The sequence below is a fragment of the Halomonas sp. OfavH-34-E genome, assembly GCF_024124525.1.
In the GTDB taxonomy this organism is placed as follows: domain Bacteria; phylum Pseudomonadota; class Gammaproteobacteria; order Pseudomonadales; family Halomonadaceae; genus Halomonas; species Halomonas litopenaei.
Genome location: NZ_JAMXRY010000090.1, coordinates 1 through 8,135 on the forward strand (window position 1 = coordinate 1; position 8,135 = coordinate 8,135).

Below are 8,135 nucleotides of genomic sequence, written 5' to 3' on the forward strand. Positions count from 1 at the left end.
TCGACGCCGGCGGCCTGAGCGCTGTCCACGCCGAGGCCCGGGGTCAGCCAGGCGGCCATGCCCATGCCGATGGCCAGGGCCACCGCGCTGGTCAGCACATAGAGCATCAGCAGCTTGCCGGCGTAGCGCCCGACGCTTTCGCTGCGATCGACCTGGGTAAAGCTCAGTACCAGAGCGCAGAACACCAGAGGCACCACAATAAACTGCAGAAGGCGCAGAAATACCTGACCCAGTGGGGTCAGCAGTTGTGTATCCAGGACGCCCGCCCACTGGGGCAGGAACAGATTGACGGCGCCGCCGGCCAGGATCCCGAGGATCAGGGCCAGCAGTATTTGACGGGTGTGGGCCATGGTATCTCCCTGTAGCGGCCTCGATCACGGCTGCCCTGTCGCTGTCCCTGGCCTGGAGCTCGGCCGGATAGGCCGATGACAAGGCGGGTGTGTGGCAGGGGGGGGGGCGATCGATAAGGGGGCACACTATTAGGGCTCGGCGATGTCTTGGCAAGAAGCCCAATAGACCGATTTGTTATGACGTTAAGTGTATGCCATGCAATAAAAAAACGGACGGGGCTGGGCCCGTCCGCTGAGGGTGTTGGCTAACGGGCGTGTCAACGCCCTGGGTCATGGTTGGGCCGCGTTCGGCAGCGACGCGGCCCGCCCGCGATCACATATTGGGATAGTTGGGACCACCGCCGCCTTCCGGGGCGACCCAGGTGATGTTCTGGGCGGGGTCCTTGATGTCGCAGGTCTTGCAGTGGACGCAGTTCTGGAAGTTGATCTGGAAACGCGGCTGGCCATCGTCACCCTCGACCACTTCGTAGACCCCGGCGGGGCAGTAGCGCTGAGCGGGCTCGGCGTACTCCGGCAGGTTCTTGTGGATCGGAATTTCCGAATCCTCGAGCTTGAGGTGGCAGGGCTGGTCTTCCTCGTGATTGGTGTTGGACAGGAACACCGAGGAGGGCTTGTCGAAGGACAGCTTGCCGTCGGGCTTGGGGTAGTCGATCTTCTCGAACTCGCTGGCGGGCTTGAGCGCCGCATGGTCCGCAGTGGTGTCATGGACCCTGGGTAGCTTGCCGCCGAGCAACTGATCGAGGAAGTTGTAGGCGCCACCGCCCACGGTGCCGTACTTGTGGATCGCGGGACCGAAGCTGGCGGTCTGCTCGAGCTCCTTGTAGGCCCAGCTGTCCTGCCACCTGGTCTCGAACGCCTTGAGTTCGTCGCCGCCCTCGTTGCCGTCCTTGAGCGACTCGAACACGCTTTCTGCCGCCACCAGACCGGACTTCATGGCGGTGTGGATGCCCTTGATCTTGGCGAAGTTGAGGGTGCCGGCGTCACAGCCGATCAGCAGCCCGCCGGGGAAGGTCATCTTCGGCAGGCAGTTGAGGCCGCCCTTGGCGATGGCACGGGCCCCGTAGGCCACCCGCTTGCCGCCTTCCAGGTAGCGCTTGAGCACCGGGTGGTGCTTCATCCGCTGGAACTCGTCGAACGGCGACAGGTAGGGGTTCTGGTAGGCCAGGTCCATGATCAGGCCGACCACCACCTGCTGGTTCTCGGCGTGGTAGAGAAACCAGCCGCCGTGGGTGTTCTTGTCCAGCGGCCAGCCGGAGCCGTGCAGCACCAGCCCTGGCTCGTGCTGTTCCGCCGGTACGTCCCACAATTCCTTGAGACCGATGCCGTAGTGCTGGGGATCCTTGCCCTCGTCCAGGCGAAATTCGCGGATCAGGCGCTTGCCGATGTGGCCACGGGCGCCCTCGGCGAACAGGGTGTATTTCGCACGAAGCTCCATGCCCGGCGCGTAGCCGCCTTTCTCGCTGCCGTCGGCGGCCACGCCCATGTCGCCGGTCAGGATGCCGCGTACCACGCCGTCCTCGACGATGGCGTCCTGGGCGGCGAAGCCCGGGAATATCTCGACGCCCAGCGACTCTGCCTGTTCGGCCAGCCAGCGGCAAAGGTTGCCGGCGCTGATCACATAGCGGGTGATGTCGCCACCGGTGTTGTGCATGCTCTTGGGCACTAGCGCGTTGGGCAGCTTCTGGGCCTTCTCGGCGTCCTTGAGCAGGTACAGCTCGTCACGCACCGCCGGGGTGGTCAGCGGGGCGCCGCGCTCCTCCCAGTCGGGGAACAGCTCGAACAGCGCGCGGGGCTCGAGCACCGCTCCGGACAGAATATGGGCGCCCACCTCGGAGCCCTTCTCGACCACGCAGACGGTCAGCTCCTGCTCGGCCTCGTTGGCCTGCTGCATCAGTCGGCAGGCGGCGGCCAGTCCAGACGGACCGGCGCCGACGATGACCACGTCGAACTCCATGGTGTCGCGTTCTACTTGTTCTGCCATCGGGTGCTTTCCTCCTCGGCGTGACGTCGGGGTGCCACCAACGTCGTACAGATTTTAAACGGTCGTTTGCTTCACGGTGTGTCCCATGATAGGCATAATAGCGTCGTCGGGTCATCCTTACGATGGTCGACCCTCCCCAATGGTCGACTCGGCATGCGGGGATTGTTGCCAAGGCCCGGCCTGTGGCACATTGAAGGTACGCACCGAGCCCCTATCAAACGCTTGCATGAAACGCATAAGGGCATAGCGAAAAGTTCTCAATCGTGGTGTCCTCTCGGGACACGCGATGCGTAAATCGATGCGGTGCCCGTCACCGCCAACGTGTTGATGGTTCCTTCCTTACATTCAAGGTTCCCCAGATGAACCAAGCGAGGACAACATGAAAGTACTCGTCGCGGTCAAACGCGTCATCGACTACAACGTCAAGATCCGGGTCAAGCCGGATGGCAGCGACGTTGACTTGACCAACGTCAAGATGGCCATGAATCCCTTCTGCGAAATCGCCGTGGAAGAGGCGGTGCGCTTGAAGGAGAAGGGCGTGGCGACCGAGGTGGTGGCGGTGACCGTGGGGCCGAAGGCGGCGCAGGAACAGCTGCGCACGGCCCTGGCGCTGGGGGCCGATCGCGCCATCCACGTCGAGAGCGACGAGCGCGTTGAATCGCTGGGCGCGGCCAAGGCACTGGCCAAGGTGGTCGAGAAGGAAGCGCCGCAGCTGGTCATCCTCGGCAAGCAGGCGATCGACTCCGACAACAACCAGACCGGCCAGATGCTGGCCGCGCTGACCGGCATGGCCCAGGGCACCTTCGCCTCCGAGGTGGAAGTCGAAGGCGAGACCCTCAAGGTCATCCGCGAGATCGATGGCGGACTGCAGACGGTGTCGCTGAAGCTGCCGGCGGTGGTCACTACCGACCTGCGCCTGAACGAGCCGCGCTACGCCAAGCTGCCGGACATCATGAAGGCCAAGAAGAAGCCGATGGACGTGATGACCCCGGCCGATCTGGGCGTCGAGGTAGCCAGCCGTCTCAAGCTGGTCAAGGTCGAGCCGCCGGCCGAGCGCCAGGGTGGCGTCAAGGTGGGCTCGGTGGACGAGCTGGTGGACAAACTGAAGAATGAAGCGAAGGTGATTTCATGAGCATTCTGGTTCTGGCAGAACACCACGACGGCCAGCTGGCCGACGCCACCGCCCACGTGGTGGCCGCCGCCCAGGCTATCGGTGGTGATATCGACGTGCTGGTCGCCGGTCAGGACGTGGCCGCCGTGGCCGAGGCCGCCGCCAAGCTGGATGGTGTCAGCAAGGTGCGTGTCGCCGACAGCGAGACCTTCGCTCACCTGCTGGCCGAGCCCACCGCCGACCTGCTGGTGGCCCTGGCCGACGACTACAGCCATGTGCTGGCGGCCGCCTCCACCACCGGCAAGAACGTGCTGCCGCGCCTGGCGGCACTGAAGGATGTGGCCCAGATCTCCGAGATCATCGCGGTGGAGAGCGCCGACACCTTCAAGCGTCCGATCTACGCCGGCAACGCCATCGCCACCGTCCAGAGCGAGGACGCGCTCAAGGTCATCACCGTGCGTTCCACCGCCTTCGACGCCGTCGGCCAGGGTGGCTCCGCTGCCATCGAACCGGTCGAGGCAAGCATCGACAACAGCCTGTCGAGCTTCGTCGGTGAAGAGCTGGCCAAGAGCGATCGTCCCGAGCTGGGGGCTGCCCGTGTGGTCATCTCCGGTGGTCGCGGCATGGGCAGCGGCGAGAACTTCAAGATCCTCGACAACATCGCCGACAAGCTGGGCGCCGCCATCGGTGCGTCCCGTGCGGCGGTGGATGCCGGCTTCGTGCCCAACGACATGCAGGTCGGCCAGACCGGCAAGATCGTGGCGCCGGACCTGTACATCGCCGTGGGCATCTCCGGTGCCATCCAGCACCTGGCCGGGATGAAGGACTCCAAGGTCATCGTCGCCATCAACAAGGACGAGGAGGCGCCGATCTTCCAGGTCGCCGACTATGGCCTGGTGGCCGATCTGTTCGAGGCCATTCCGGAACTCGACAGCAAGCTCTGAGTGCAAGATGTAGAAATGGCTGTGCCGGCAAGGCCGGCAACGCTGACAAACGCCGTGGCGGCCAACGCCACGGCGTTTTTATTGGTGGGTGTCTGGCATCGATGTGCATGGCCGCCAACCCCTCGCCAGGCGTGCCGATCCGCTGTCGGACAGGGGCGTCGATGCCCTTGCCCGGGAGGTGTTGACAGCGATGAACTCGGGGTAGAGGCACCTTGCTCGCATTGATAACAATTCGTGTTTCGGGTACTGTCGTGGCATTTGACGCGGCGCCCCAAGGCGGCGCGAGAGCAGGTCGGAGGCCTTGGAATGGCGAACAAGCAGATCAACGGGCGGCCCTTCGCCGGGCCGTCACAGGCTAGCCCCAGCGATGTGGTGACGGCTGGCGCAGCGGCAAGGAACAGCCTGCTGGGCGTCTCCTGTGCGCTGTCGCTGGCGTTGGCGCTGGGGCACAGCGGCGTAGCCCAGGCTCAGAACACGGCGGACAATCTCGGCGACGAGGCCCTGGCGGCCCAGACCACCCAGGCCGAGCTGCAGGCGCGGATCGACCAGGCCGACGACGAGGTGCGTCAGCGTATCGAGGCGCTGCGCCAGGCCGAGCAGGAGGCCCAGCGGCTTCAGTCCTACAACCAGGCGCTGGCCCCCCAGCTCGAGCAGCTCAAGGCGACCCTCGAGCAGCGCAGTCAGGGCATGGCGACCATGGCCGAGACCCGCGACGCCCTGCCGGGCCTGTTGAACGACATGACCCGGCGCCTCGACGCCTGGGTCGATCAGGACGTGCCATTCCTCCATGGCGAGCGCAAGGCCCGGGTGGCGTCGCTCGAGGCCTCCCTGGCCAACCCTGAGCTTACCACCGCCGAGAAGCTCGAGCGGGTGCTGGCGGCCTGGCGCGCCGAGCTCGACTATGGGCGCGATCTCGATGCCTGGCGCGGCACCCTGGAAAAGGGCGATCAGACCCGCGAGGTCGACTTCCTGCGTCTGGGACGCGTGGGCTGGTACTACCTGACCCCGGATGGCCAGAACGGTGGCGTATGGAACGACGGAGATTGGCAGTCGCTGTCCGCTGCCGAGCGCGACCAGGTGGAGAAGGGCCTGCAGATCGTGCGTGACCAGCGTGCACCGGAACTGCTGACGCTGCCGCTGACCCAACCGATCGAGGAGCGTTCCTGATGGTGTCTTTGACGGATTTCCCGGTGTCGCTGAACCGGCACAACTCGATGGGCAAGGGCCTCGCCCGCAGGCTGGTGCTGGGTGCCGCCGTGACCGCGCTGCTGGCCGCCGCTGCGCCTGCCGCCATGGCCCAGCAGGACAGCGATAGCGACAGCGTACTGTCGAGCTTCAAGCTGGAGCGAGAGGCCGCCGAGGCGCGTGATCAGGCGAGGTTGGCCGAGCTGGTGGAGGACAGTGACGCGCTGTCCGCCGCGCTCGAGGAGGCCGAGGCCCGTCGTGACGCCGCCCGGGAAGAACGCGAGCGGCTGGAGTCCGAGATGGCCGAGGCGCGTCAGGCGCTGGACGACATCGGTGCCCAGCGTGACGCCGAGGGCGGCGACCTCAACGCGGTGTTCAGCGCGGTGGCCGGCACCAGTGGTGAACTGAGAGACGATCTCGGCCAGAGCCTGCTGACCCTGGGCGCCGACGTCGATTTGCCGCCGCGGCTGGACGACGACGCCATCCTGACCGTCGCCCAGATCGAGACCCTGGCCGACAGCCTGATGGGGCTGACCGCCGAGACCGGACGGGTAAGTCGATTCGAGGCGCCGGTGGCCGCAGGCAGCGGTGAGGTCGCCCCACGTCAGGTGACCCGTGTGGGTGACCTGATGGCCTTTGGCGGTGGCCAGTTGCTCGAGCGGGTCGGCGAAGAAGGGCGGCTCTCCGCCCTCGAGCACACCCCGGAGCGCGTCGGCGCTGTGCTCGACGCTTATCAGTCAGGCGATGGCCAGCTGCTGCCGGTGGATCCCGTTGACGGACGGGTGATCGAGGCGCTGTCGCGCCAGCCCACGCTGCTCGAGCGTTTCCATCAGGGCGGTGCGGTCGGCTATGTGGTGGTCGCCCTGGGCGCCCTGGGCCTGTTGATCGCCCTTGGCCAGTATCTGTACCTGCTGCGGGTCAGCATGACCACCCGTCGCCAGCTCGCCAACATGGATGAGCTGTCCAATGACAACCCCCTGGGCCGGGTGCTTCAGCGCTTCCACGCCTTTGGTGCAGGCCATGCTCCCGAAGCCCTGGAGGCACGTCTGGACGAGTCGATGCTGGCCGAGCAGCCACGTCTCGAGCGCGGCCAGGCACTGGTCAAGATGCTCGCCGCGGTGGCGCCGCTGCTGGGCCTGCTGGGCACGGTGACCGGCATGATCGTGACCTTCCAGTCGATCACGGTGTTCGGCACCGGCGACCCCCAGTTGATGGCCGGCGGTATCAGTCAGGCGCTGGTGACCACGGTGCTGGGCCTGATCACCGCGGTACCGCTGCTGTTCGCCCATACCGCCATGTCGTCACGCTCGCGCGCCCTGATCGGCACCATGGAAGGCCGCGCCAGCGCGGTGCTGGCCGACCGTCTGGAAGCCGATCGCAAGGCGCTGCAACCGGCCACCGACGCTAAGCAAGGAAGCAGGCGCCATGCCGATGCACCCCTGGCTTGATCCCCTCGTCCGGCTGATCGACGCCGGCGGGCCGGTGCTGGTGGTGATCGCCGTGGTGGCCATGCTGCTGTTCTCGGTTGGGCTCGAGCGCTGGTGGTTCTTTCGCTTCCACTATCGCCCGGCCCGGGCCGAACTGATGCGCCGCTGGGTCGAGCGGCCCGACCACCAGAGCTGGAGTGCCCGCACCCTGCGCGAGGTCTGGGTAACGGAGCTGATCAGGCGCCTGCGTGGCCCCTTGCCCTGGTTGAAGCTCCTGGTGGTGATCTGCCCGCTGCTCGGACTGCTCGGCACCGTGACCGGCATGATCACGGTATTCGACAGCCTGTCCATGGCCGACAGCAACCAGGCCCGCGCCATGGCCGACGGCGTTGCCCGGGCCACCTTGCCGACCCTGACCGGGATGGCGGTGTCGGTGGTGGGGCTTCTGTTCATTACACGGCTTGAACATATCATTCGGCGCGAGGATCAGCGGCTGCACGACCGCCTTGCCCGCGCCGCGGAGGATGCACATGCGTAGACGTCGACTGTCCGCCGGCGCCGAAGAGGCCAGCGAGGTCAACCTGACCCCGATGCTGGACGTGGTCTTCATCATGCTGATCTTCTTCATCGTGACCACCAGCTTCATCAAGGAGAGCGGGGTGGAGATCGAGCGCCCCGAGTCCAGCGCCGCCTCTTCCCGTCCCGACGTCCAGGTGCTGGTGGCGATCACACCGGAAGGCGCCTTGTGGGTGGACGGTGAGCCGGTGGACATCCATCGCGTCGGCACCACCGTCGCCGGCATGCTTTCCGATGATGGCTCGGTGGTGATCCAGGCCGATCGCAACGCTGCCACCGGGGTGCTGATCGAGACCATGGACCGGCTGCGCGACGCCGGTGTCGACAAGGTTGCCGTCGCCGCCGAAAGGAGCTCCGACGCATGAGGCGAGTGGTCTCTCTGGCGGCGGGTAGCCTGCTGACCCTGGTACTGTTCGCCCTGCTGGCGCTGCTGGTAGTGCCACCGGAGGCCGAGCCTGAGCTGCGCGAGGAAATTACCCTGAGCCTGGCCGAGGAGGTGGCGCCCCAGGCCGAGGCCCCGGCGGAGGCCTCCGCTGCTTCGGCATCGGCGCCGCCACCTCC

General features: G+C 66.2%; 8 protein-coding genes and 1 pseudogene. 7 read left to right on the plus strand and 2 right to left on the minus strand.

From position 1 onward, the window contains the following. Both NH448_RS22720 and NH448_RS22725 read right to left on the minus strand, forming a co-directional pair. Nucleotides 1-350, minus strand: a 350-nt coding sequence (locus tag NH448_RS22720) for a cation:dicarboxylase symporter family transporter (protein ID WP_253029521.1), incomplete at its 3' end; no start/stop codon positions are given. 313 nt (nt 351-663) lie between these two features. Further along, nucleotides 664-2,331, minus strand: coding sequence for an electron transfer flavoprotein-ubiquinone oxidoreductase (locus NH448_RS22725; RefSeq protein ID WP_253029522.1), 1,668 nt, complete (start codon nt 2,329-2,331; stop codon nt 664-666). A 379-nt stretch (nt 2,332-2,710) separates the two neighbouring features. Here NH448_RS22725 and NH448_RS22730 point away from each other — a divergent pair, with 379 nt between their 5' ends. The 7 genes and pseudogenes from NH448_RS22730 to NH448_RS22760 form a co-directional block, all read left to right on the plus strand. Beyond that, the gene (locus NH448_RS22730) at nt 2,711-3,463 is read left to right on the plus strand and encodes an electron transfer flavoprotein subunit beta/FixA family protein (RefSeq protein ID WP_045993416.1); all 753 of its coding nucleotides are present in this window, start codon (nt 2,711-2,713) and stop codon (nt 3,461-3,463) included. Further along, on the plus strand, nt 3,460-4,386 hold the full coding sequence (locus tag NH448_RS22735) for an FAD-binding protein (RefSeq protein ID WP_045993417.1): 927 nt from the start codon (nt 3,460-3,462) through the stop codon (nt 4,384-4,386). Before NH448_RS22730 ends, NH448_RS22735 begins: the two co-directional genes overlap by 4 nt. Nucleotides 4,387-4,692: 306 nt before the next feature. Next, on the plus strand, nt 4,693-5,553 hold the full coding sequence (locus NH448_RS22740; RefSeq protein ID WP_253029523.1) for a DUF3450 domain-containing protein: 861 nt from the start codon (nt 4,693-4,695) through the stop codon (nt 5,551-5,553). Then, on the plus strand, nt 5,553-7,019 hold the full coding sequence (locus NH448_RS22745; RefSeq protein WP_253029524.1) for a MotA/TolQ/ExbB proton channel family protein: 1,467 nt from the start codon (nt 5,553-5,555) through the stop codon (nt 7,017-7,019). The genes NH448_RS22740 and NH448_RS22745 overlap by 1 nt, the downstream gene beginning before the upstream one ends. Then, nucleotides 6,997-7,536 (plus strand): MotA/TolQ/ExbB proton channel family protein, encoded by a 540-nt coding sequence (locus tag NH448_RS22750; protein WP_045993418.1) that lies wholly within the window; start codon nt 6,997-6,999, stop codon nt 7,534-7,536. The genes NH448_RS22745 and NH448_RS22750 overlap by 23 nt, the downstream gene beginning before the upstream one ends. After that, a complete protein-coding gene (locus NH448_RS22755) occupies nt 7,529-7,939 on the plus strand; it encodes a biopolymer transporter ExbD (RefSeq protein WP_253029525.1) in 411 nt (136 codons plus the stop codon). The genes NH448_RS22750 and NH448_RS22755 overlap by 8 nt, the downstream gene beginning before the upstream one ends. Then, a pseudogene (locus tag NH448_RS22760) lies at nt 7,936-8,135 on the plus strand (iron transporter); the annotation flags it as partial. The gene NH448_RS22755 and the pseudogene NH448_RS22760, both read left to right, overlap by 4 nt.

Coding starts and splice junctions, on each gene's coding strand:
- NH448_RS22725 (WP_253029522.1), bottom strand. CDS start 2,331: ATGGCAGAACAAGTAGAACGCGACACCATGGAGTTCGACGTGGTCATC.
- NH448_RS22730 (WP_045993416.1), top strand. CDS start 2,711: ATGAAAGTACTCGTCGCGGTCAAACGCGTCATCGACTACAACGTCAAG.
- NH448_RS22735 (WP_045993417.1), top strand. CDS start 3,460: ATGAGCATTCTGGTTCTGGCAGAACACCACGACGGCCAGCTGGCCGAC.
- NH448_RS22740 (WP_253029523.1), top strand. CDS start 4,693: ATGGCGAACAAGCAGATCAACGGGCGGCCCTTCGCCGGGCCGTCACAG.
- NH448_RS22745 (WP_253029524.1), top strand. CDS start 5,553: ATGGTGTCTTTGACGGATTTCCCGGTGTCGCTGAACCGGCACAACTCG.
- NH448_RS22750 (WP_045993418.1), top strand. CDS start 6,997: ATGCCGATGCACCCCTGGCTTGATCCCCTCGTCCGGCTGATCGACGCC.
- NH448_RS22755 (WP_253029525.1), top strand. CDS start 7,529: ATGCGTAGACGTCGACTGTCCGCCGGCGCCGAAGAGGCCAGCGAGGTC.